This is a genomic window from Streptomyces sp. ICN903 (assembly GCF_022015835.1).
Lineage (GTDB): Bacteria > Actinomycetota > Actinomycetes > Streptomycetales > Streptomycetaceae > Streptomyces > Streptomyces fenghuangensis.
The window spans coordinates 1-21,248 of sequence record NZ_JAKMAY010000034.1; the positions used below are offsets into that span (position 1 = coordinate 1).

A 21,248-nucleotide genomic window follows, 5' to 3' on the forward strand; every position below is an offset into this window, starting at 1 on the left:
CCCGGCGCCGCCCCCCGCTCCGGCCCGCCCTTACGCCAGCCAGCCCGGCGTGACCATCCCCGACTCGTACGCCAGGATCACCAGCTGCGCCCGGTCGCGTACGCCGAGCTTGGTCATGATCCGGCTGACGTGCGTCTTGGCGGTGGCCGGGCTGAGCACCAGGCGGCGGGCGATCTCGTCGTTGGACAGACCCTCGCCCACCAGGGTCATCACCTCGCGCTCCCGTCCGGTGAGCGCCCTGAGACGGGGCGAGGGGTCGGGCTGCCGCGCCCGTCCGGCGAACTGTGCGATCAGGCGGCGGGTCACCGCCGGGGCGATCAGCGCGTCGCCGCGCGCCACGACCCGCACCGCGTGCAGCAGCTCCATCGGCTCGGTGTCCTTGAGCAGGAAACCTGAGGCGCCCGCGCGCAGCGCCCCGTACACGTAGTCGTCCACGTCGAAGGTGGTCAGGATGACCACCCGGGTGTCCGGGAGCCGCTCGTCGGCGGCGATGCGCCGGGCGGCCTCCAGCCCGTCCAGCCCGGGCATCCGGATGTCCATCAGCACCACGTCGGGCCGCAGCGCGCGCGTCAGCTCGACGGCCCGCGCCCCGTCCCCGGCCTCGCCGACGACCTCGATGTCGTCCTCGTCGCCGAGGATGGAGCGGAAGCCCGCCCGCACCAGGGTCTGGTCGTCGGCGAGGATGACACGCACCCGTCGCCCGTCGTGCTCTGCGGCCATGGCACGAGCCTATGCCGCACGGCCGCGGCCCGGCCGCCCCCGCGCGGGGTGTGGAGAGGCTGTGTAACCCGCCACACGTCCTGCCAAGATCGGGTACGGTCGTGGCTCGCCGATCCGGTGCGGTACACACTCCCCCAGGCGGTGCACAATTACACAAAAGATGTGCTCAACGGCCGAATCGTCCCTCTCCACCCCGAGCGGGCCGTCCGCCCGCCCGTGGCGCGCCCGGCCGTGATGCGGTGCCGGCGTTCCGTTCGCGGGCTGCTGTCCCCGCGAGCCGCGCGGTAGTGTTCGAGACGGACAGAGGGTGCGTGTCACCATGACGGAGAGGTCCCCGGCACCGGCCGGCACCGCGCAGAGGGGAGGGGCCATGAGCGAGGTGAGCGGCGACGTCGACTACGCCGCCCTGTTCGACGCCGTCCCCACACCCCTGTCGGTACTGGACCGGGACCTCGTCTTCGTGGAGGCCAACCAGGCCTATCTGGAGATCACCGGGCGTTCCCACGGCGAGCTGATCGGCCGCCATCTGTTCGATGTCTTCCCCGCCAACCCGGACGACCCGAACGCCGACGGCCCCAGGAACCTGCTGGCCTCGTTCCGGCGCGTACTGGAGACGGGCAAGCCGGACACCATGATCCTCCAGCGGTACGACATCCCCCGCCCCGGTGCCGAGGGCGGGTACGAGGAGCGGTACTGGAGCCCGGTCAACACCCCCGTCCTCGGCGAGGACGGCTCGGTGCGGCTGATCGTCAACCGCGTCGAGGACGCCACGGCGTACGTGCGCGACAGCCTCGCCCACCCCAGCAGCCTGACCGGCGCCGACACCGGCGACGGCCTGCGGGCGGCCGGCGGGAAGATCGCCGAGGCCGAACTGTACGCCCGCGCACGGGAGCTGTACGAGCACAATGAGCGGCTGCGGCAGGCGCACGCCCGCGAGCACGAGGTGGCCCTCACCCTGCAGAAGGCCATGCTGCCGACGCACATGCCGCTGGAGCGCCGCAACGCGGCCGTGCGCTACCGGCCCGCCCAGGGCTCGCTGAACGTGTGCGGCGACTGGTACGACATGATCAACCTCAGCGAGGACCGCTTCGCCGTGGCCGTGGGCGACGTCGTCGGCCGGGGCCTGGAGGCCGCCAGTGTGATGGGGCAGCTGCGCAGCGCCCTCAGCGCCGCCATGCGGGTCGCCGACGGCCCCGCGCAGGCGCTGTACGGCCTGGACCTGTACGCGCGCTCCCTCGACGGCGCGCTGGCCACCACCGCCGTCAAGCTCGACATCGACACCCACACCCACACGCTCACCTACAGCAGCGCCGGCCACCTGCCGCCCATGGTGTGCCACCCCGACGGGTACACCGAGCTGCTGGACCAGGCCACCGACGTGCCCCTGGCAGCCCGGAGCAGGCCCTCGCACCGGCCGCAGGCGATCACCACCTACGTGCCGGGCTCGACCCTCGTCCTCTACACCGACGGGCTGGTCGAGCGCCGCGAGGAGTCCATCGACGTCGGGCTGAAGCGGCTGTCGGAGAGCCTGGTCCGGCACCGCGACCTGGGCCCGGAGGAGATCGCCGACAACCTCCTGGAGGACCTCGGCATGAACCAGGGCACCGCCGACGACGCGGCCCTGGTCGTCATCAAGCTATAGGGCCGCGGCGCGGACGGTGACGAGCGGCGGTGGCGGGCCGGTGGCGGCCCACCTCACCGGGCGGGCTCCCCCAGCGGCAGCCGGGCCTCCACCCGGTAGCCCCGGACGCCTCCCGTACCGCCCTCCCCGCGCACGTTTCCCGCGGTCAGTGTGCCGCCCAGCGCCCGCGCCCGTTCCGTCATCCCGGCGACGCCGCTGCCCGGGGTGCTCCCGCCCGGCCCGCCGGCGCCTTCCGCTCCCGCCTCCCGCGGCGCCCCGTGCCCGTCGTCCTCGACCAGCACCCGCACGGCGTCCTCCTCGTGGCGGACGGTGACGACCGCGCACCGCGCCCCCGAGTGGCGGACCGTGTTCGTCAGGGACTCCTGCACGATCCGGTACGCGGCCAGCCCCACCTGCGGCGGCACCGGCCGCCCCGGCCGCCCCTCGGTCACCAGACGCGCGTCCAGCCCGGCCGCGCGTGCCCGCTCCACCAGAGCTCCCACGCCCTCCAGTCCGGCCGCGGGCGCGGTGGGCGCCGCCTCCTCGTCCGCCTGCCGCAGCACTCCGAGCGTGGCGCGCAGTTCACGCAGGGCGTCGCGGCTGCCAGCCCGCACCGCCTCCAGCGCGGCCACCAGCCCCTCCGTCTCCCCGGGATGCCTGGTGTGCCGGTGCAGCGCGGCCCCGGACTGCACATTGATCAGCGACAGGCTGTGGCCGATCACGTCGTGCAGCTCGCGGGCGATGCGCAGCCGCTCCTCCACCGCGGACTGCCGCGCCCGCACCTCCTTCTCCCGCTCCGCCGCGACCGCCCGCTGCTCCACCGCCCGCAGATACGCCTGCCGGTTGCGCTGGGCGTGTCCGGCGGCGATCACCCCGAACAGCCAGCCGGTGAGGAGCACCATCGCGGCGTCGTCCACATGCCGCCCGCCGCCCGGCCCGGGCGCCAGTTCGCCGTAGCCGACGGCCAGCATGGCCGGTACCGCCAGCGCCACGGCCGCCGTCAGGCGCCCCTCGGCCGCGACGGTGTGGAGCGCGACGGCGAAGGCGATCACCGGCAGCGGGCTGTCGTACGGGTTGGCCGGGTAGTACACCGCCGCGCACAGCAGGACGGCCAGCGCCACCGGCACCGGCCGGCGCCGGCGCCAGTACAGGGCCCCGCAGCAGGCCGCGATCAGCGCCCAGTCCAGGGCCATCCTCGGCCACGGCTGGGGGACGACGGTCATCCGGTACGCGTTGAGCGCCACCAGGACCGCCACGACCACCGCCGCCAGGAGGCGGACGGGGCGGCGGGAGGAGGACGTCACGATCGGCGGCATGGGACGAAGCGTATGCACGGGCGCGCGCGGAACGAGGGGCCGCCGGCCCGGCCCGGCAGACTCCGCGGCCGGCGGGAGCGCGGCGGCACCGGCCGGAAAGCGGGCATACGTAGGCTGAACACGATCGGCCGCCGAGGCGGCGAGACGGTACGACGAGGAGGCACCCGATGTCCGACGCCCCGACCCCCGAGACCTCGCAGCCCGCGCACGACCCGGAGGTGCTCCAGCTCGCGGCCAAGGTCTTCGACCTCGCCCGGGAGGGTGACACGGACACCCTCGCGGCGTACGTGGACGCGGGCGTACCGGCCAACCTGACCAACGACAAGGGCGACTCGATCCTGATGCTCGCCGCCTACTACGGCCGCACTCCCACCGTGCGGGCCCTGCTGGAGCGCGGCGCCGACCCCAACCGGGTCAACGACCGCGGCCAGACGCCCATCGGGGGCGCGGTCTTCAAGGACCAGGAGGAGATGGTGCGGCTGCTGCTGGAGGCCGGTGCCGATCCGGCCGCGGGCAACCCCTCGGCCATCGACACGGCGCGGATGTTCGGCCGCCACGAACTGCTGCGGCTGCTCGGCGCGGAGTGAGCCACGCGGAGTGAACCGCGGCGCGGAACGGCCGGCCGGGACCTCCGCCCCGGCCGGCCGTTCCGCACGTCCCGGCCCCTCACACCGGGTACGGCACTTCCTCCCGCGCCCGCCGCAGGGCCAGCGCCCACCATGCGAGCTGGTCCAGCAGTGCGTTCGCGGCCCCGGCCGCCTCGCCCGCCCGGCGCGGCTCGCCGTCCGGCCCGAACTCCCGCCAGGCGTCGTGGAAGCTGACGGTCTCCCGGATCGTGGCCGCGTGCAGCTCGGCGAAGACCAGCCGCAGCTGCTCCACCGCCCGCAGCCCCCCGCCCCGCCCGCCGTAGGAGACGAAACCGACCGGTTTGGCGCGCCACTGGGGCTTCAGGGAGTCGATCGCCGCCTTCAGTTCGCCGGGGAAGCTGTGGTTGTACTCGGGCACCACGACCACGACGGCGTCGGCGGCGTCGATCCGCTCGCCGAACGTCCTCGCGTCCCCGTCGGGCCGCGCCAGGTCGATCACGTCGAGCTTCACGTCCTCGCGCCGCCCGGCCTGCCGGGCGAACCACTCCCCCACCGTGGTCACGAAGCGCCCCTCGCGCACGCTTCCGAGGATCACCGCGAGCCGGTACTGGTCCTGCCGTGCCGCCGCGTTCATCACGTTCTCCCGTCCACTCGGTCGCGGCCCCACCGCGAGGCCACGACCGAGAACCTAGGAGCTCAAGCCGACTTGAGGTCAAGTCCGCGCCCGCGCAGGGGTTCCGCGCCCGGTGCCGCGCGCCCGGGCGGCCGTACGCGTCCACCCCGCCGCACTCCGCCGTCACCATCCGTTCTCCTTCCCGATGCGCTTGTGGGGCCACGGTGAAAAATCCACCGGCACCGGCGTCAGGCAGCGACTGCCTGGATACAGAAAGTGATAGTCGCCCGTCGGAGGGCATCGAAGGAGCACGGAGCGCGATGGAATCCCGAACCCAGTACTTCCCGGCGGCCTTGGAGGTCCCCGCAGGCCCGAACGGCGGGAGGTGCCGGCATACGCCGGCACCCGTACGCACCTCACGCGTACCGGACCCCGGGCCGGCCGTGCCGCCCGACGACCCGCCCGCGAGGGCCGTGGCGGCGCCGCGGGCGCGGGAGGCGTGGTGAGCGTGGACAGGCGGGAGGGACCGCCCGCGATCACGGTCGGTTCGGTGGCACGGGACCTGCGGGACGGGCGGGTCGGCGACGTGATGGACGTCCGCCCCGGACGGGTGTGGCTGCGCCCGCTCGGCGGCGGACGGGAGTGGGACGCGAAGCCGGACGACGTCCGGCCGCTCACCGCTCACGAGCAGCTCAGCGCCCGCCTCGCCGCCGCCAACGCCCGAAGCCGCCGCGCCCTGCCATGACCAAACCCGCCGTCACCGCGGAGAGGAGCCGCCCGGCGCGGAGGTGCTGCTCAGCGCTCGCCCCGGGAGCCGCCGGGAGGCTCCCGGCGGCTGCGCCGGGCCGATCCGAGGGCGACGCCGAACGCCATGCCCACACCGATCCCGAGGGCGATGTTGTCGAACACCGTCAGGCCCAGGGCGACCCCGATCGCCACCCCGACGGAGATGCCCACCGCGACATCGCCGTTCCCCGACTCGCTCCCGCCGTTCTTCCCGTTTCTCTCCGTCATGGCCACACCCTCCCATCCGCCCGCCCTCCCCGGCGAGCGGGCGGGCGGCCCGCGCGGGCCGCCGCCGCTTCACCGTCACAGGCCGGACCTAGGATCCGGGCATGAGTACGCACCGGCAGGAAGACCCCCTGGAGCAGGACCCCGTGACCGTCGGCATGCGCTTCGCCGAGATCGTCACCGGCACGGTGATCAGCGAGGAACCTCCGCACCCGGACTCGCCGCTGGGCCGCATCACGGCCTTCACCGCCGAGCACGGCGGCGACGCCCTCACCCCGGAGCACGTCCGCGCGGCCGTCGAGGGACGGCCGCTGCCGCCGCCCGCCTGACGGCTCCGGCCGTACGGGCCGCGAGATCCCCGCCGCGGCGGGTCAGCCCGGGAGGAGCTCACCCACGAGGTCCCACAGCCTTTCGCCCCACCTGGCCCACCAGGGGAGCTTCCATCCGCCGAACGCGGCGGCCAGCGCGTACCCGACGGCGGCGTCCACCGCCTCCACCCCAACGCCGTCGCGCCACTCGGCCGGCGCCGGGCGGCCGTCCGAGCGGAAGTGGCCCAAGGGCCGGTCGTCCCGGGCAAGGCGGGACCGCCCGCGGGGGCGGCGGCGCGGCGTCAGACGGTAGCGGGCCCCCCGGTGGGTGGCACACGCCCCGTACCAGCGGCGCGGCCCCCGGCCCGGTCCCGGGGACAGGACGGCGGGTTCTCCGCCGACGGTCATGGCGAGACGGCGGCGGCGACGGGTTCCGACGGGTACCCGGCCGTTCCTCCTCGTCCCCTTGACGCGGCGGATGGTGACGGTGGGAATCCCCGCCCCCTCGACCCGCAGACTCCCCGCCCCGGGGTACAGCGTCACACCGACCGTCCCGAAACGGGGGTCGTCGACGAGGCGTGTGGCGCTGACGTAGGCCATGCGGCGATCCTGCCACGCCCGCTCTGGCCGGAAGTCGCCCTGCCGCGCGCCTCGGCCGGGTCCGTACGCTGCGGGGGTGGAGATCACCGGTCGGCGCCGAAGCGGCGGCCGGACCGGGCACGGGACCGAGGGCAGTGGGGTGGGGACATGGGCGCGCGGCCGCTGACGTTCGTGGTGGGCACCGGGCGGAGCGGTTCGACCGCGCTGTCGCGCGTGCTGAACCTGCACCGGGACGTCCTCAGCCTCAACGAGCTGCTGGCCTCGGTCGGATCCGAGGGGATGCCCGAAGGGGCCCTGGACGGCGTGGAGTTCTGGCGCCTGCTGGCCGAGCCCAACCCGGCGTTCGACAGGATGATCCGCAGCGGCGCGCCCATTCCGGAGTTCCTCTACCCGCGCCGTCCCGGGCGCTTCTCGGCCGACACCACCGGCATTCCCAAACTGTCCCTGATGGTGCTGCCGCACCTCACCGACGACCCCGACGGCCTGCTGGACGAGCTCGCCCCGCAGGTCCGTGCCTGGCCGCTCCGCCCGGTCGAGGAGCAGTACCGGGAGCTGTTCGAGCTGCTGTGCGTCCGTTTCGGGCGGCGGGCGGTGGTGGAGCGTTCGGGTTTCTCGGTGCGGTGGGTGCCCCGGCTGCGGGCGGGCTTCCCGGAGGCGAGGTTCGTCCACCTCCACCGGGGCGGCCCCGACTGCGCGCTGTCGATGAGCCGGCACACCGGTTTCCGGATGATCTCGATGCTGGAGGAGATGTACGCGCTGCTGGGCCTGGAGTTCGGCGACGAGCTGACGCCCGAGCACGCCCGCGAGCTCCCGCCGGACCTGGCGGGGCTCCTGCGGGATCCGTTCGACCCCCGGCTGGTGTTCGACCGGGTGATGCCGGTGGCCCGGTTCGGGGAGCTGTGGTCGCGGCTGGTGACCGAGTGCCTGGAGCATCTGGCCCGGGTGCCGGAGGCGGCCCGGACGAGCCTGTCGTACGAGGACCTGCTGGACGCGCCGGAGCGGGAGCTGTCGCGGCTGGCCGAGTTCGCCGGAGTCGCGCCCGACGGGGAGTGGCTGGCGGCGGGCCGGTCGATGCTCGACGCGGGCAGGCGGGGGGCCTCGCTGCGGCTGCCGCCGGAGGAGCTGGAGGCGCTGCGGGAGGCCTGCGAGCCGGGGGAGCGGGCGCTCGCCGCGGTGTGACGCGGAAGGGCGGCGCGGAGTGCGCCGCAGGGCTCGTCCCGGGAAGCGGCGGTCGGTGGTCCCGCCACCGGCCTGTCGTAGGGCGGTGTTACGGTGATCTTGACCGCCCCCCACGAGTCGCAGACCGCGCGTTCGGCACGTTCGCGCACGCCGAACTACGGGGGAGTGCATCTTGAGCCGCCGCCGCAACGACCGGCGCACCGGCACCGCCCATCGCGGTGCCGCCCGCCGCGGTGCCGCCCGCCAGGAGGGACGGGGCAGACGGGCCCGCCGGAGCGACCGCCGCGGGAGGCGCCCGCACATACGGGTGCTGGCCTCCATGGCGACCGTCGGGGCCTTCGCCCTCGGCGGATTACTGGTCTCCCAGCAGGGCTCCGCGGATTCCCGGACCATGGCCACGCCGCAGGATCCAGACGAGCCGAGGGCCTCGGAGGAGGCGGTGTTCGTACCGCCGTCGCCCTCCCCCTCCTCCTCCGCATCGGCCTCTGCATCGGCCTCCGCTTCGCCGTCCCCCTCCCCGTCGCCCTCCACGCAGGAGCCGGCCGAGCCGTCGGCGATCCCGGTCCCCGCGACCGGGCCGGGCACCTTCACCACCGCGCAGGCCTCCGGCGAGGCCGTCGGACAGGGCACCATCCGCACCTACCGGGTGCAGGTGGAGGACGGCATCGAGCTCTCCGCCCGGCAGGCCGCGCAGGAGGTCGCCGCGATCCTCGCCCATCCGCGCGGCTGGACGAACGACGGTGTCAACGGCTTCCGCCTGGTGGCCGACGGCCCCGCCGACTTCACCGTCAAGATCGCCACCCCCGGCACCGCCGACGCCATCTGCGGAGCCGCCGGGCTCAACACCCGCGGCGAGCTGAACTGCGCGGTCGGCCCGACCGTGGTGGTCAACCTCAAGCGCTGGGTGCTGGGTTCGCCGCAGTTCGCCGGTCCCGTCACCGAGTACCGGGCACTGATCGTCAACCACGAGGTCGGCCACCGCATCGGCCACGGCCACGAGACCTGCCCGGGCCCCGGGCGGCCCGCGCCCGCGATGATGCAGCAGATCAAGGGGCTCAAGGGCTGTGTCGCCAACGCCTGGCCCTACGACACCGACGGCACCTACCTGGGCGGCCCCTCCGTACCGTGAACCTCCCGGCGGCGTCCGGCCGCTCCCGGCCGGGCCGCGCTGTCGGCAGGAGCGGTTACTGTCCGGCCATGACTTCCCAGCACAGCCGGAGCCCCTTCTCCGCCCTCGGCCGTCTGACCGTCCTCGTGGAGGATCCGGACGACGCCCTGGCGTTCTACCGCGACGTCCTCGGACTGCGTGTGCTGTACGACCGGACGGTGGACGGCTACCGGTACCTGCACCTGGGCGTCCCCGGGCAGGAGGGGACCGGTCTGTGGCTGATGCCCGCCACCGGCGAGGAGGAGCGCCGGCTGGTCGGGCGTCAGACCGGCGGACAGCCGCTGCTCGTCCTCTACACCGACGACCTGGGCGCGGTCGCCGCCCGTCTGCGCGAGCACGGCGTACGGATGTGGGATCTGCGGGAGGGCGCGGACGGCGCCTCGCTGCACTTCGCCGACCTGTACGGGAACGTGATCGTCGCGGCGCGGACACACGGCTGACGGTCCCGGGCCGGGCCGGCCGGGCCCGGCTCAGGGACGTTCCGAAGCGGCCGCCGGCGCCGGCATCGCCTCGCGCAGCCGGGCCAGGAAGGCCCGGGCCGCCGGCCCGGAGGGTCCGTCGGCGCGCCAGGCCAGGGCGATCCGGCCGCGCAGCCGCGGCCGTACGATCTCCAGGGCCCGCAGCCGGTCCCCGGCCTCCGCCGCCGAGCCCGCCGGGAGCACGGCGACGCCCAGGCCGCGTGCGGCGAGCTCGGCCAGGACGTGCGGTGCGGCGGCCTCGTAGCCGACGCGGGGCCGGATGCCGGCCGCGGCGCAGGCCCGGTCGAGCACGGCGCGCAGGCCGGTGCCGCGCGGCAGGCTGATCAGGGTGCGCTCGCCGAGCGCGGCCAGCGCCACGCTCGCGCTCCCGGCCAGCGGGTCGTCCGGCGGGACGGCCGCGACCAGCGGTTCGTCGACGGCGATCTGGAGTTCGACGCCCGGCGGCGGCTCCTCGCCGGTGAGCCCGATGACCGCCACGTCCAGTTCGCCGCGCTGGAGCGCGGTGACCATCCGGTCGGAGACGTCCTCGGTGAGGGTGATCTCGACGTGCGGGTGGTCGTCGTGGAAGCCGGCCAGCACGGAGACCACGTCGAGGTCGTGGGTGGCCGCGGCCGAGAACAGCCCGACCGTGACCCTGCCGCGCAGCAGGCCGGTGAACTCGTCCGCGGTCCGCCGCATGCCCTCGACGGCGGCGAGCGCGGCCCGCGCGTAGGGCAGCAGCGCCTCGCCCGCCTCCGTGGGGCGCACCGTGCGGCCGGACCGGTCCAGCAGCGGCTGGCCCAACTCCCTCTCCAGAAGGCGGATCTGGGCGCTGACGCCGGGCTGGGCCACGTGCAGGCGCTCGGCGGCGCGGGTGAAGCCCGCCTCCTCGACCACGGCGACGAGGTAGCGCAGCTGCCTGATCTCCATAACCCCTGATTCTAGTTCCCATACAGTCCAGATCTTGGACTTATGGAAGGTCCGTCACCACCCTGGAGGTCATGGAACGCGCATCGCACAGCGGCACCGGCACCGGCACCGGCACCGGCAGCACCGACGCCATCCCCACGACCACCGGCCCGGTCCTCCGGCCCGGCGACCCCGGCTACGACGAGGAGGTCTCCGGCTTCCAGACGGCCTGGACCCACCGCCCCGACCTGGTCGTCGGCGCGGCGGACGCCGAGGACGTACGGCTGGCCGTGGCGTACGCGGCCGGGCGCCGCCTGCCCGTGGCGGTACAGGCCACCGGACACGGGCTGTCGGTGGCCGCCGGGGGTGGCGTGCTGATCGGCACCCGGCGGATGACGGGTGTGCGCATCGACCCGGAGCGCCGCACCGCGCGCGTCGCCGCCGGCGCACGCTGGGGCGCGGTGGTGGCGGCGGCCGCCGCCCACGGCCTGGCCCCGCTCAACGGCTCCTCGCCGACCGTCGGCGCCGTCGGCTACACCCTGGGCGGCGGCATCGGGCTGCTGGCCCGGCGGTTCGGCTACGCGGCCGACCACGTGCGCGCCCTGGAGGTCGTCACCGCCGACGGCCGGCCGCGCCGCACCGTCCCCGGCGACGAACTGTTCGGCGCCCTGCTGGGTACCGGCGGAAACTTCGGCGTGGTGACGGCCATGGAGATCGACCTCTTCCCCGTGCCCGCGCTCTACGGCGGGCAGCTCGTCTTCGGCGCCCCGCTGGTGGAACGGGCCCTGGAGGTCTGGCGGCGCTGGACGGCGGACGTGCCCGAGACGCTGACCTCCTCCGTCGCCCTGCTCTCCTACCCGGACGTGCCGGCCGTCCCCGCGCCGCTGCGCGGCCGGTACGCCGCCTCGTTCCGGATCGTCCACAGCGGCCCGGCCGGGGAGGGTGAGCGGCTGGCGGCGCCGCTGCGGGCGGTCGGCGAGCGACTCGTGGACGACCTGCGCGAGATGCCGTACGCCGTCTGCGACTCCATCCACCGCGACCCTCCCTTCCCGCAGCCCTACACCGCCACCAACGCCCTGCTGCGCGAGCTGCCGCCCGAGGCGCTGAGCGCGGTGCTCGACACGGTGGGGCCAAGCTCGCCCGTCCCCTGCGTCACCGATGTGCGCCACCTCGGCGGGGCGCTGGGCAGGCGCGGCCCGGCGGGGGTGGCCGTGGACCACCGGGAGGCTCAGTACATCGTGCGCGCCATCGCCTTCCCCGGCCCCCCGCCCGGCGGCACCGGGCACAGCCTCCAGCAGGTCCGCGACCGGCTCGACCTGCTGCGCGAGGCCCTGGCCCCCTGGGCGCCGGGCCACAGCCCGGCCTTCCTCTACGGGGACGGCGAGCGGGCCTGCGAGGCCCAGACCCGCGCGGGCTACGACCCGGGCGCCTACGAGCGGCTGGCGGCCCTCAAGGCCGTCCACGACCCGCACAACCTCTTCCGCTTCAACCGCAACATCAGGCCGGCCGGCGCCGGCCGGTCAGCGGCAGCCGCGCCGTGACCGTCCCGTCCCCGCCGGTCTCCAGGCCGGCTCCGGCGGTCGCGAGCAGGCGGCGGGACGCGGCGCCCGCCGCGTCCGTACGGGCGAGCAGCCGGGTGGCGCCGGCGGCGCGGGCCTCGTCGCGGAGGAGGGCGAGCACCGCCGTGCCGACGCCCCGGCCGCGGTGGGAGCGGCCGAGCCACAGCCCGGCCTCGACCGTGTCCGGCTCCGGGGCGGGGGCCAGCCGGGCGGCCCCGGCGACCGCCTCCCGGGGCCGGCCGTCCGGGCCCGGTTCCGTGACGAGGACGGCGTACACGGTCTCCACCGGTTCGGGGCCCAGGGAGCGCGAGCGGTGGAAGCGGACGAACGCCTCGCGCCGGGCGTCCGTCCAGCCGGGCCCGCCGCCGTCCTCGGTCGGCGGCATCACCTCGCCGGGGTCGGCGTCGGAGGCGGCCGTGGCCGCCAGGTCTTCCAGCAGTGCCTCGTCCAGGGGGCGCAGGGCGACGTGGGCGGAGCTCATGAGGTCCATGGGGGGCACACTGCCCGAGACGCGCGCCGCTCCCCAACGGCTTTTCGCATCCGAAAGCCGCTCCCTTACGGGGGAATCCGGCAGGTCGTCCCGTGCGCCGACGGCCCGCCGGGGCGGCGCGGCCTTAGGCAGAAGCCATGGCTCCCCACGAAGACCATCACACCGCCGGACACGCCGCCGAACCCACCACCGAACCCGCCGCCCGCCGCACCGCCGGAGCCGCTCCGTCGCTGTCGCGGCGGCGTTTCACCGCCGGCGCCACCACGGCCGCAGCCGTCGCCGGGCTCGCCGCCGCCGCGCCGGCCGCACCCGCCGCACCCGCCGCCGCGCCCGGAGCGCCCTCCCCCGAACCCTCGGCCACCGCCGGGCAGGCCGCCCTGGCGGTGGCCCGCGCCATCCTCCTGCTGGACGAGGACGGCACCGAGCTCGCCCCCCGGTACGAGAAGGTCCTGCGCGGCGGCCTGCCGCGCTCCGGAGCAGCAGCGACGGGCACGCCCGGCGCCCCGGGCAAGGAGGTCCTGGTCGTCGGCGCGGGCCCGGCCGGGCTGGTCACCGCTCTGCTGCTGGGGCGGGCCGGCCACCGCGTCACCGTCGTCGAGGCCAACGGCAACCGGGCCGGTGGCCGGATCAAGACCTTCCGCACCGGCGGCCACGAGAGGGCGGAACAGCCCTTCGCCGACCCGAAGCAGTACGCGGAGGCCGGGGCCATGCGCATCCCCGGCAGCCATCCGCTGGTCATGGGCCTGATCGACGAGCTGGGACTGAAGCGCCGCCGCTTCCACCTGGTGGACGTGGACGCCGACGGCAGGCCCGCGTACCGCACCTGGATCGCCGTCAACGGCGTCCGGATGCGCCGCGCCGACTACGCGAAGAACCCGCGGGCGGTCAACCGGTCCTTCGGCGTGCCCGAGAAGTACCTGGACACCCCCGCCGCGGAGATCCTGGACCGGGTCCTGGATCCGGTGCGCGACGAGTACAGCACCGTCGGGCCGGACGGGAAGCGCGTGAACAAGCCGCTGCCGCAGTGCCTGGAGGGCTGGACCCGGGTGGTCCGGAGGTTCGGCGGCTGGTCGATGCACCGCTTCCTGACCGAGCACGCGGGATTCGACGAGCGCACGATCGACCTGATCGGCACCCTGGAGAACCTCACCTCACGCCTGCCCCTGTCCTTCCTGCACAGCTTCATCGGCTGGTCCCTGATCAACCCCGGCACCGTCTTCTGGGAACTGGAGGGCGGCACCGCCACCCTGGCGGACGCTCTGCTGAAGGAGCTCGAGGGCCTGAAGGTCCCGGTGCGCTTCGACCGCCGCGCCACCCGCGTCGAGTACCGCGGGGAGGGGCGGCGCGGAGGCGACGGCACCCCGCACATCGGCGCCGACGGCCCGGCGGTGTGGATCGACACCGTCTCCGAGGGCCGCGACGGCGCGGTGGTGCGCGAGCAGTTCACCGGCGACTGCGCGGTCCTCACCGTCCCGTTCTCCGGGCTGCGGCAGATCCAGGTCGCCCCGCCGCTGTCGTACGGCAAGCGGCGGGCCGTCACCGAGCTGCACTACGACAGCGCCACCAAGGTGCTGCTGGAGTTCAGCCGCCGCTGGTGGGAGTTCGACGAGGCCGACTGGCGGCGGGAGCTGGAGCGGGTGCGGCCGGGTCTGTACGACGCCTACCGCCTGGGGAGGGCGCCGGACGACGGCAGCCTGCTGGGCGCGCACCCGTCCGTGCCGCGCGGCCACATCTCCGACGCCCAGCGCGTGCACTACACCGCCTGCCGGTGGATCTCCCGGGACCAGCCGGAGGCGGCGGGCGTGACCGGCGGCGGGTCGGTGTGCGACAACCCCAACCGGTTCATGTTCAACCCCTCGCACCGGGTCGAGGGCAGCGAGGGCGGCGTCCTGCTGGCCTCCTACAGCTGGGCGGACGACGCCCGGCGCTGGGACTGCCTGGACGACGAGGCCCGCTACCCGTACGCCCTGCGCGGTGTGCAGCAGGTCTACGGGCAGCGGGTGGAGGTCTTCTACACCGGTGCCGGGCGCACCCAGAGCTGGCAGCGCGACCCGTACGCGTACGGCGAGGCGGCCGTACTGCTGCCGGGCCAGCACACCGAGCTGTTCCCGCTGCTGGGCCGCCGTGAGGGGCCGCTGTTCTTCGCGGGCGACCACACCTCGATCAGGACGGCGTGGATCGAGGGCGCCCTGGAGTCGGCGGTACGGACGGCGCTGGAGGTCCACCGGGCCTGACGTGTCCCGTACCGGGCCCGGCCGGGCCCGGCGCGCCCGAGCCCGGCGCGGCCGGGTGGGAGCGGCCCGTCACCCGCCCCCACCCGGCCGCCCGCCCGTGCGGCGGGGCCGTCAGCCCTCGCCCCTGAGGCGGCCCGCGATGCGCACCACGCGCTGCGCCATGTGGTCGAGGGCGGCGTACTCCGCGTCGGTGAGCGGGGCGTCGTTGTTCGCCCCGGTGACGTGGGAGACGCCGTAGGGGTTGCCGTCGACGAACTTCAGCGGGTCGGTGTAGCCGGGCGCGACGACGAGGCCGCCGAAGTGGTGGATGGTGTTGTACAGGGCCAGCAGCGTGGACTCCTGGCCGCCGTGGGCGGTCTGGGTGGCGGTGAACCCGGCGTACACCTTGTCGGCGAGCAGCCCCTGCTGCCACTGCGGCCCCAGGGTGTCGAGGAACTGCTTGAGCTGGCTGGCCACGTTGCCGTACCGGGTGGGGGAGCCGAACAGAACGGCGTCGGCCCAGACGACGTCGTCGGCGGTGGCCCTCGGCTCGTCCTTGGTGTTGTCGAAGTGCTGGCTCCACGCCGCGTTGGAGGCGATGGCCTCCTCCGGGGCGAGCTCGGCGACCTGCCGCAGCCGCACCTCCGCACCCGCCTGTTTGCCCGCTTCCGTCAGGCGCTTGGCCATGCCGTGGATGGTGCCGGTCGCCGAGTAGTAGATCACGGACAGCTTGACATCGCTCATCTGGTTCCGACTCCTTTGCCCGCGCCGCCGGCCGCTCGGGCGCGGCGCGTTCGGTTCACCGTCTGCCGACCGCCACTCTATGCACCTTTTCGCGCCTTTCACCCGCTTTGTGAAGGCGAGATGGCGCGATGGCGCGATGGCGCACGAGTACACCCCGCGGTCCGCGGCGGGTTTCACACCGTCATCCGGTCAAACCCCGCGCTTCCCGGCCGCCTGGACGCCGGTGATCGCCTGGAACCGGTCGCCCGTCCCTTCCCGTCTCCCTCCCCGTTCACCCGAGTCGTACCGTCCCCGGGGAGGACCGCGACCCTCCGGAGACCGGCGGGACGCGGCATCGGGAACAATGTGTCTGCCACGCCCGCCCCGGCACTCCCGGGAACCGGCGCGCGGGCAGTCCCACAGCACTCGACCAGCACCGAAGGAGCTCTGGTGGGGGAAACCCAGCGACACAGGGCAGCAAAGCCGTCGTCCTGGCCGGCACACGGCCTCAACCTGGTGCGCGGCGCCCTGATCGGCACCGCGGAGACCGTCCCGGGCGTCAGCGGCGGCACCGTGGCCCTGGTGGTCGGCGTGTACGACACGGCCATCGGCTCGGCGAGCCGTCTGGTCACCGGTGTCCGGCTGGCGGTGGCCGACCTCCCCCGGGGGCGGGGGCTGTCCCGTGCCCTCCACGAGGTCCGCCAGGTCCAGTGGCGCGTCATCGTCCCGCTCCTGGTCGGCATGTTCGCCGCGCTGGTGCTGATGGCCGGACTGGTCGAGGGCTGGGTCGAGGATCAGCCGGTGCACAGCCGGGCGCTGTTCTTCGGTCTGGTGCTGGCATCGCTGTGGGTGCCGTTCTCCCTCGCCTCGCGGGCGCCGCTGCCCAACGGCGCCTCCTCCCCCTGGCGGCCGGGCGAGGTCGTCGTGGCCCTGGTGAGCGCGGCGGCCGCCTTCGTGATCGTCAGCCTGCCGCCCGGCGAGGTGGAGGCCACCCCGCTGGTCATCGTGGCCGCGGCGGCGATCGCGGTCTCCGCCCTGGTGCTGCCCGGCCTGTCCGGCTCGTTCCTGCTGCTGACCTTCGGGCTGTACGAGCGCACCCTCTCCGCCGTCAACGAGCGGGACTTCGGCTACCTGGGCCTGTTCGCGCTCGGCGCCCTCCTGGGCCTGGCCTCGTTCGTCAAGCTGATGCAGTGGCTGCTGGAGAACCGGCAGCGCATCACCCTGGTGGTCCTCACCGGCGTGGTGGCGGGCTGCCTGCGGGCGCTGTGGCCCTGGCAGGACGAGGACCGGGCCCTCCTCGCCCCCGACGGCCGGCTCGGCGCGGCGATCGGTTTCGCGGCGCTGGGCTTCGTCGTGGTCGCGGGGTTCGCCGTGGCCGAGCACATCACCAAGAACCGGCGTGAGGCGGCGGCCCGCGCGGCGGAGGCCGCCGCCGCGCCCGACGGCGCGGGCGGCCGCCACCGCGCCGGGGCTCAGCCGTACGCCGGCGCGGCCGCGCCCCGGCACGACACCGAGGGCTGAGACGGACCGGGGCGCCTTTCGAGGGGCGGGGAGGACACCGGCGGTGTCCTCCCCGCCCCTCGGCGTTCGTGCCTCGGCCGACCGCCCGGCGCGGCGTACGGGAAGCGGCTCATGAGAAGTCGTACACGGACCAGTCGGTGAGCGTGCGATAGCCCAGGCGCCGGTAGAGGGCGTTGCCGGCGGGGTTGGACAGGTCCGCGAACAGCACGACGTCCCTCGCGCCCGCGGCCAGCGCTGCCCGGCTCACCTCCGCCGCCACGGCGCCCGCGTATCCGCGGCCGCGCAGGCGGGCCGGGGTGTAGACGACGTCCACCTGGATCTGGCCGCCGATCAGCGGATTCATGCCCGCGATGGAGACGGGGGTGCCGTCCGGCCTCTCCCAGAGCGTGTACCGCTTGTCGGCGTATCGCGTGCCCGCCCAGGACCCGGCGTCGACGCGGACGTCCTCTCCGACGGCCCTGGCGAACTCGCCGCACCAGAAGGCGGCCTCTTCGAGGTCCTGCTCGCCCAGGACTCGGCCGCGGCCCGCCGGCGGCGGCTCCGGTGGGGTGAGCGTGCCGAGGCGGTACAGACGCAGCCGTGTGTCGCGGAGCTCCGGCGTCGCGCCGGTGTGCCGCCGCCATGCCTCGGCGAAGGCCGTGGCGGTGCCGTGGTCCGCGCTGACGCATGAGACGGGGTGTCCCAGGTTCGCCAGACGGGCGGCGAGGGAGTCCGCCTGCCCGGGCGTGAGCGGGGAGAGGCCCAGGGCGCGGGGCGGAAGGTGGTAGAAGGTGGCGAAGACTTCACCCGCTCGCTCCAGCGCGCCGAAGAGGGGCGCTTCGGTGCCGAACGCGGACGCCCCGCGCGCTCGCACTCTCTCGGCCCACGTCAGCTGCATGACGTGCGGGCCGGGCCGGGAGCGCAGGAAGTCCCCGGCCCGGGCGAGGAGTTCGTCGACGTTTTCGGTCAGGTGCCAGCCATCCGGTCGCATGCCCCATGGTCTCCCGCGCGGCGGCGCGCATACGCCGAGTGCGGCGAACACACGGTGCGGAGCAGGGCCGGGACACGCGGGCGACACTCCTGCAAGCAGTTGCTTGCAAAAGTTAGCGCAAGGAGGCACTGTGGAGGCATGGCTTCACTGCATGTCGGCAATCTCGGCGAGTTCCTGCGGGAGCAGCGGCGCAGCGCGCAGCTGTCCCTGCGGCAGCTCGCGGATGCCGCAGGGGTGTCGAATCCGTACCTCAGCCAGATCGAACGGGGACTGCGCAAGCCCAGCGCCGAGATCCTCCAGCAGCTCGCCAGAGCGCTGCGGATCTCCGCCGAGACCCTCTACGTCCGCGCCGGGATCCTCGACGAGAAGGAGCAGGCGGGGCTGGAGGTGCGCAGCGCGATCCTGGCCGACACGTCGATCAGCGAGCAGCAGAAGCAGGTACTGCTCCAGATCTACGGGTCGTTCCGCAAGGAGAACGGACACACCGAGGACGGACACACCGAGGACGCCTCCGGCCCGGAGGCCGAGGACGCCCCCTCCGCCGGCGCGAAGCCCAAGATCCCGTAACCCAGGAGGGACCCTCATGCCCGAGAAGACCGCCGGCGAGGCCGCCAACAAGACCGCGGACCTCCGCAAGGCACTGACCGACCCCACCCCGCTGTACTTCGCGGCGGGCGTGATCGACAAGATCCGCGAGACGGCGCCCGAGCGCCTGGCCGCGGTCAAGGACAAGGCCGCCGACCACAAGGCCGTACAGGAGCGACTGGCCCAGCAGGCCAAGCAGACCCAGTCGCGGCTGACCACCGCGCTGTCCGGTCTCGACACCGACCTGAAGAAGCTGCGCGAGCAGGCCCAGCACCTGGCGCTCCAGGGCGTCGGGCTCGCCGCCGAGTACGCCGTCAAGGCGCGCGAGGGATACGGCGAGCTGGCCGAGCGCGGCCGCGGCGCGGTGGGGACGTGGCGCGGCGAGAAGAACGGCGGTGAGAGGAACGGCGCCGGCGTCGGCCGCGGGCTCCCGGTGAAGAGTGCGCGCAAGGTGGGCGAGGCCGTGACCGTCGAGGCGGGCGGCAAGGAGGAGAAGCCTCGCCCCAAGATGGGCGACACCCGCCGGGCCACCCCCGGCAGGGCCTCCGCCACGAGGACCACGGCGTCGAAGACGGCGGCATCGAAGAGGACGGCCTCCAGGGCCGGTGCCGCGAGGAAGGCCGCCGCCGAGGAGACTCCCAAGACGGTCGCGAAGAAGACCGCCGCCAGGAAGACCGCGGCGAAGCAGTCCGCCGCGAAGCGTTCCTCCTCCCCGAAGGCGTCGTCGCCGTCGGACAAGCTGCCCACGGACAAGCAGGAGTGAGCGCCGCCGGGACCGGGCACGCACTTCGTGTCCGGTCCCCGGGCCGGTAGCGTGGAGGGCCGACGACCGGCTCATGGACAGGATGGTGGCCAGCGTGCTGTTGGACGGTTTCTACGGGCTGATGTCCTGGGTGTTCCTGGGCCTGCTCATCTTCAGCATCTTCTGCTTCGTGGACGCCGTGCTGCGCCGTGAGGACGCCTACCGCGCCGCGGACAAGAAGACCAAGGGCTTCTGGCTGATCATCCTGGGGATCACGGTGGCCGTGAACCTCTTCCTCGGGATGCTCTTCCTGACCATCGCCGGGCTGATCGCCAACATCGTCTACATGGTCGACGTGCGGCCCGCGCTCATCCAGGTCGGCGGGGGCGGCAGGGGCGGCCGGGGCGGCTTCCGCCGCGGCAGCAGCAGCGACGGCCCCTACGGCCCGTACAACGGCGGCCGCTGAGCCGCCGGGCGGATCCGGGGCTCCGGCAGGGCCGGGCCGCGTGGCCCGGCCGCCGCTCGTCCGGGTCAGCCCCGGTCGAGCAGCATCACCGCCACGTCGTCCGTCAGCTCGTCGCCGTTGAGTTCGCGCACCTCGGCCAGTACGGCGTCCAGCAGCTCCTCGCCGCGCAGCCCCGCGGCCATCCGGTTGCCGACGATCCCGAGCATGCCCTCCTGGCCCAGGCGCTGCTCGCCCTGGCCGACCCGGCCCTCGATCAGCCCGTCGGTGTACATCATCAGGCTCCACGAACCGCCCAGCTCCACCTGGGTGCGGGGCCAGCGGGCGTTGGGCAGGACACCCAGCGCCGGGCCGCCGCCCTCCTGGTGGTGCGGCAGCAGCCGCGGCCCGCGCCCGCCGCCGGCCACCAGCGGCGCGGGGTGCCCGGCCAGGCAGAGCCCGGCCCGCCGGCCGTCCGGTGCGATGTCGACGGTGCACAGCGTGGCGAAGATCTCGTCGCTGGAACGCTCGTGCTCCAGCACCCGCTGGAGTGTGCTCAGGAGCTGGTCGCCGCAGAGCCCGGCGAAGGTCAGCGCACGCCAGGCGATCCGCAGCTCCACCCCCAGCGCCGCCTCGTCCGGGCCGTGCCCGCACACGTCGCCGATCATGGCGTGGACGGTCCCGTCCGCGGTGCGCACGGTGTCGTAGAAGTCGCCGCCGAGCAGCGCCCGGGAGCGTCCGGGCCGGTAGCGGGCGGCGAACCGCAGCTCGGAGCCGTCCAGCAGCGGGGTCGGCAGCAGTCCGCGCTCCAGCCGGGCGTTCTCCTGGGCCCGCAGCCGTGACTCGGTGAGCTGGCGCTGGGCCAGGTCCGCCCGCTTGCGCTCGACCGCGTAGCGGACGGCCCGGCTCAGCACCCGGCCGTCCAGCTCGTCGCGGAAGAGGAAGTCCTGCGCCCCGACGCGTACGGCCTCGGCCGCGCGCTCGGCGTCGTCCTCGGCGGTGAGCGCCAGTACCGCGTGCCGGGGTGCCATCCGCAGCACCCGGCGCAGTATGTCCAGCTCGTCCCCGCTCCCCTCCTGGGCGTCCGCGGCGGCGGTGCCGTCGGACAGTGCCAGGTCGAGCAGGATGCAGTGGACGTCGTCGGTGAGCAGCCGCTCGGCCTCGGTGAGGTTGCGGGCGGTGCGGACCCTCACCCGGCCCCCGGAGGCGTCGAGCAGCTCGGGGATGGCCAGGGAGCCCGCCGGGTCGTCCTCGACGACGAGCAGGGTCAGCCCGCCGGGGGATCCGGAGGACCCGGGAGTACCGGCCTTCGGGCCGGTGGACTGCCGCGGCAGTGCCACGGTCATCACCTCGTCGCCCATCGATACGGGCATGCCAGAATTCCTCTTCCCTCCCCCCGAGGGCACACAGGCGTCAGGTGGAGACGCCCCGGGCGACCATAGCGGCCCGGGGCCCTGCACGGAATGCCTTGTGGCATATGCCAAATGGCCGACGGGTGACCAACCAAGGCAGT

The 21,248-nt window shown here is 74.6% G+C and carries 23 protein-coding genes; 13 read left to right on the forward strand and 10 right to left on the reverse strand.

What is annotated here, in order from left to right; genetic code table 11:
• Positions 1–30: 30 nt before the first annotated feature.
• Entirely contained in the window at positions 31–720 is a 690-nt protein-coding gene (locus L7D48_RS05820; RefSeq protein WP_237877797.1) for a response regulator transcription factor, read from the reverse strand.
• A gap of 370 nt (positions 721–1,090) precedes the next feature.
• Between L7D48_RS05820 and L7D48_RS05825 the strand changes: the two genes are divergently transcribed.
• A complete protein-coding gene (locus tag L7D48_RS05825) occupies positions 1,091–2,362 on the forward strand; it encodes a PP2C family protein-serine/threonine phosphatase (RefSeq protein ID WP_237877798.1) in 1,272 nt (423 codons plus the stop codon).
• A 53-nt stretch (positions 2,363–2,415) separates the two neighbouring features.
• On the opposite strand, the gene L7D48_RS05830 is transcribed toward L7D48_RS05825, so the two are convergent.
• Entirely contained in the window at positions 2,416–3,657 is a 1,242-nt protein-coding gene (locus L7D48_RS05830; RefSeq protein WP_237877799.1) for a sensor histidine kinase, read from the reverse strand.
• 167 nt (positions 3,658–3,824) lie between these two features.
• Here L7D48_RS05830 and L7D48_RS05835 point away from each other — a divergent pair, with 167 nt between their 5' ends.
• On the forward strand, positions 3,825–4,244 hold the full coding sequence (locus L7D48_RS05835; RefSeq protein ID WP_237877800.1) for an ankyrin repeat domain-containing protein: 420 nt from the start codon (positions 3,825–3,827) through the stop codon (positions 4,242–4,244).
• Positions 4,245–4,323: 79 nt separating this feature from the next.
• Here the strand turns inward: L7D48_RS05835 and L7D48_RS05840 are convergent, their stop codons facing one another.
• Positions 4,324–4,878 (reverse strand): NADPH-dependent FMN reductase, encoded by a 555-nt coding sequence (locus tag L7D48_RS05840; RefSeq protein ID WP_237877801.1) that lies wholly within the window; start codon positions 4,876–4,878, stop codon positions 4,324–4,326.
• Positions 4,879–5,359: 481 nt separating this feature from the next.
• Between L7D48_RS05840 and L7D48_RS05845 the strand changes: the two genes are divergently transcribed.
• The gene (locus L7D48_RS05845; protein ID WP_237877802.1) at positions 5,360–5,602 is read left to right on the forward strand and encodes a hypothetical protein; all 243 of its coding nucleotides are present in this window, start codon (positions 5,360–5,362) and stop codon (positions 5,600–5,602) included.
• A gap of 50 nt (positions 5,603–5,652) precedes the next feature.
• On the opposite strand, the gene L7D48_RS05850 is transcribed toward L7D48_RS05845, so the two are convergent.
• The gene (locus L7D48_RS05850) at positions 5,653–5,871 is read right to left on the reverse strand and encodes a hypothetical protein (protein ID WP_237877803.1); all 219 of its coding nucleotides are present in this window, start codon (positions 5,869–5,871) and stop codon (positions 5,653–5,655) included.
• A 101-nt stretch (positions 5,872–5,972) separates the two neighbouring features.
• Between L7D48_RS05850 and L7D48_RS05855 the strand changes: the two genes are divergently transcribed.
• A complete protein-coding gene (locus tag L7D48_RS05855; RefSeq protein ID WP_237877804.1) occupies positions 5,973–6,197 on the forward strand; it encodes a hypothetical protein in 225 nt (74 codons plus the stop codon).
• A gap of 42 nt (positions 6,198–6,239) precedes the next feature.
• Here L7D48_RS05855 and L7D48_RS05860 read toward each other — a convergent pair whose 3' ends face one another.
• Complete coding sequence (locus tag L7D48_RS05860) at positions 6,240–6,776, reverse strand: hypothetical protein (RefSeq protein WP_237877805.1); 537 nt, start codon at positions 6,774–6,776, stop codon at positions 6,240–6,242.
• A 147-nt stretch (positions 6,777–6,923) separates the two neighbouring features.
• On the opposite strand from L7D48_RS05860, the gene L7D48_RS05865 reads away from it, so the two are divergent.
• The 3 genes from L7D48_RS05865 (at position 6,924) to L7D48_RS05875 (ending at position 9,563) form a co-directional block, all read left to right on the forward strand.
• Positions 6,924–7,955 (forward strand): sulfotransferase, encoded by a 1,032-nt coding sequence (locus L7D48_RS05865; RefSeq protein ID WP_237877806.1) that lies wholly within the window; start codon positions 6,924–6,926, stop codon positions 7,953–7,955.
• A gap of 319 nt (positions 7,956–8,274) precedes the next feature.
• Complete coding sequence (locus tag L7D48_RS05870) at positions 8,275–9,084, forward strand: DUF3152 domain-containing protein (RefSeq protein WP_237877807.1); 810 nt, start codon at positions 8,275–8,277, stop codon at positions 9,082–9,084.
• 68 nt (positions 9,085–9,152) lie between these two features.
• The gene (locus L7D48_RS05875; RefSeq protein WP_237877808.1) at positions 9,153–9,563 is read left to right on the forward strand and encodes a VOC family protein; all 411 of its coding nucleotides are present in this window, start codon (positions 9,153–9,155) and stop codon (positions 9,561–9,563) included.
• A 30-nt stretch (positions 9,564–9,593) separates the two neighbouring features.
• On the opposite strand, the gene L7D48_RS05880 is transcribed toward L7D48_RS05875, so the two are convergent.
• A complete protein-coding gene (locus L7D48_RS05880; RefSeq protein ID WP_237877809.1) occupies positions 9,594–10,511 on the reverse strand; it encodes a LysR family transcriptional regulator in 918 nt (305 codons plus the stop codon).
• Positions 10,512–10,582: 71 nt separating this feature from the next.
• On the opposite strand from L7D48_RS05880, the gene L7D48_RS05885 reads away from it, so the two are divergent.
• Complete coding sequence (locus tag L7D48_RS05885) at positions 10,583–12,031, forward strand: FAD-binding oxidoreductase (protein ID WP_237877810.1); 1,449 nt, start codon at positions 10,583–10,585, stop codon at positions 12,029–12,031.
• On the opposite strand, the gene L7D48_RS05890 is transcribed toward L7D48_RS05885, so the two are convergent.
• The gene (locus tag L7D48_RS05890) at positions 11,988–12,539 is read right to left on the reverse strand and encodes a GNAT family N-acetyltransferase (protein ID WP_237877811.1); all 552 of its coding nucleotides are present in this window, start codon (positions 12,537–12,539) and stop codon (positions 11,988–11,990) included. The two genes, L7D48_RS05885 and L7D48_RS05890, sit on opposite strands and share 44 nt — an antisense overlap.
• Before the next feature lie 137 nt (positions 12,540–12,676).
• Between L7D48_RS05890 and L7D48_RS05895 the strand changes: the two genes are divergently transcribed.
• Positions 12,677–14,773: a flavin monoamine oxidase family protein gene (locus tag L7D48_RS05895; protein WP_237877812.1), complete on the forward strand. Its 2,097-nt coding sequence runs from the start codon at positions 12,677–12,679 to the stop codon at positions 14,771–14,773.
• A gap of 111 nt (positions 14,774–14,884) precedes the next feature.
• Here L7D48_RS05895 and wrbA read toward each other — a convergent pair whose 3' ends face one another.
• On the reverse strand, positions 14,885–15,496 hold the full coding sequence (gene wrbA, locus L7D48_RS05900; protein WP_237877813.1) for an NAD(P)H:quinone oxidoreductase: 612 nt from the start codon (positions 15,494–15,496) through the stop codon (positions 14,885–14,887).
• Between the two features lie 429 nt (positions 15,497–15,925).
• On the opposite strand from wrbA, the gene L7D48_RS05905 reads away from it, so the two are divergent.
• On the forward strand, positions 15,926–16,996 hold the full coding sequence (locus L7D48_RS05905) for a DUF368 domain-containing protein (protein WP_237877814.1): 1,071 nt from the start codon (positions 15,926–15,928) through the stop codon (positions 16,994–16,996).
• 109 nt (positions 16,997–17,105) lie between these two features.
• On the opposite strand, the gene L7D48_RS05910 is transcribed toward L7D48_RS05905, so the two are convergent.
• The gene (locus L7D48_RS05910; RefSeq protein WP_237877815.1) at positions 17,106–17,966 is read right to left on the reverse strand and encodes a GNAT family N-acetyltransferase; all 861 of its coding nucleotides are present in this window, start codon (positions 17,964–17,966) and stop codon (positions 17,106–17,108) included.
• Between the two features lie 138 nt (positions 17,967–18,104).
• Here L7D48_RS05910 and L7D48_RS05915 point away from each other — a divergent pair, with 138 nt between their 5' ends.
• From L7D48_RS05915 to L7D48_RS05925, 3 genes are all read left to right on the forward strand, one after another.
• Positions 18,105–18,533, forward strand: coding sequence for a helix-turn-helix domain-containing protein (locus tag L7D48_RS05915; protein ID WP_237877816.1), 429 nt, complete (start codon positions 18,105–18,107; stop codon positions 18,531–18,533).
• Between the two features lie 16 nt (positions 18,534–18,549).
• Complete coding sequence (locus L7D48_RS05920) at positions 18,550–19,314, forward strand: hypothetical protein (protein WP_237877817.1); 765 nt, start codon at positions 18,550–18,552, stop codon at positions 19,312–19,314.
• Positions 19,315–19,396: 82 nt separating this feature from the next.
• Positions 19,397–19,759, forward strand: coding sequence for a DUF2516 family protein (locus L7D48_RS05925; protein WP_256462490.1), 363 nt, complete (start codon positions 19,397–19,399; stop codon positions 19,757–19,759).
• Positions 19,760–19,824: 65 nt separating this feature from the next.
• Here L7D48_RS05925 and L7D48_RS05930 read toward each other — a convergent pair whose 3' ends face one another.
• Positions 19,825–21,108 carry a PP2C family protein-serine/threonine phosphatase gene (locus L7D48_RS05930; protein WP_374491285.1) on the reverse strand — a complete coding sequence of 428 codons (1,284 nt, stop codon included), beginning with the start codon at positions 21,106–21,108 and terminating at the stop codon, positions 19,825–19,827.
• Positions 21,109–21,248: the final 140 nt, after the last annotated feature.

Coding starts and splice junctions, on each gene's coding strand:
- L7D48_RS05820 (WP_237877797.1), bottom strand. CDS start 720: ATGGCCGCAGAGCACGACGGGCGACGGGTGCGTGTCATCCTCGCCGAC.
- L7D48_RS05825 (WP_237877798.1), top strand. CDS start 1,091: ATGAGCGAGGTGAGCGGCGACGTCGACTACGCCGCCCTGTTCGACGCC.
- L7D48_RS05830 (WP_237877799.1), bottom strand. CDS start 3,657: ATGCCGCCGATCGTGACGTCCTCCTCCCGCCGCCCCGTCCGCCTCCTG.
- L7D48_RS05835 (WP_237877800.1), top strand. CDS start 3,825: ATGTCCGACGCCCCGACCCCCGAGACCTCGCAGCCCGCGCACGACCCG.
- L7D48_RS05840 (WP_237877801.1), bottom strand. CDS start 4,878: ATGAACGCGGCGGCACGGCAGGACCAGTACCGGCTCGCGGTGATCCTC.
- L7D48_RS05850 (WP_237877803.1), bottom strand. CDS start 5,871: ATGACGGAGAGAAACGGGAAGAACGGCGGGAGCGAGTCGGGGAACGGC.
- L7D48_RS05855 (WP_237877804.1), top strand. CDS start 5,973: ATGAGTACGCACCGGCAGGAAGACCCCCTGGAGCAGGACCCCGTGACC.
- L7D48_RS05860 (WP_237877805.1), bottom strand. CDS start 6,776: ATGGCCTACGTCAGCGCCACACGCCTCGTCGACGACCCCCGTTTCGGG.
- L7D48_RS05865 (WP_237877806.1), top strand. CDS start 6,924: ATGGGCGCGCGGCCGCTGACGTTCGTGGTGGGCACCGGGCGGAGCGGT.
- L7D48_RS05870 (WP_237877807.1), top strand. CDS start 8,275: ATGGCGACCGTCGGGGCCTTCGCCCTCGGCGGATTACTGGTCTCCCAG.
- L7D48_RS05875 (WP_237877808.1), top strand. CDS start 9,153: ATGACTTCCCAGCACAGCCGGAGCCCCTTCTCCGCCCTCGGCCGTCTG.
- L7D48_RS05880 (WP_237877809.1), bottom strand. CDS start 10,511: ATGGAGATCAGGCAGCTGCGCTACCTCGTCGCCGTGGTCGAGGAGGCG.
- L7D48_RS05885 (WP_237877810.1), top strand. CDS start 10,583: ATGGAACGCGCATCGCACAGCGGCACCGGCACCGGCACCGGCACCGGC.
- L7D48_RS05890 (WP_237877811.1), bottom strand. CDS start 12,539: ATGGACCTCATGAGCTCCGCCCACGTCGCCCTGCGCCCCCTGGACGAG.
- L7D48_RS05895 (WP_237877812.1), top strand. CDS start 12,677: ATGGCTCCCCACGAAGACCATCACACCGCCGGACACGCCGCCGAACCC.
- wrbA (WP_237877813.1), bottom strand. CDS start 15,496: ATGAGCGATGTCAAGCTGTCCGTGATCTACTACTCGGCGACCGGCACC.
- L7D48_RS05910 (WP_237877815.1), bottom strand. CDS start 17,966: ATGCGACCGGATGGCTGGCACCTGACCGAAAACGTCGACGAACTCCTC.
- L7D48_RS05915 (WP_237877816.1), top strand. CDS start 18,105: ATGGCTTCACTGCATGTCGGCAATCTCGGCGAGTTCCTGCGGGAGCAG.
- L7D48_RS05920 (WP_237877817.1), top strand. CDS start 18,550: ATGCCCGAGAAGACCGCCGGCGAGGCCGCCAACAAGACCGCGGACCTC.
- L7D48_RS05925 (WP_256462490.1), top strand. CDS start 19,397: ATGGTGGCCAGCGTGCTGTTGGACGGTTTCTACGGGCTGATGTCCTGG.
- L7D48_RS05930 (WP_374491285.1), bottom strand. CDS start 21,108: ATGCCCGTATCGATGGGCGACGAGGTGATGACCGTGGCACTGCCGCGG.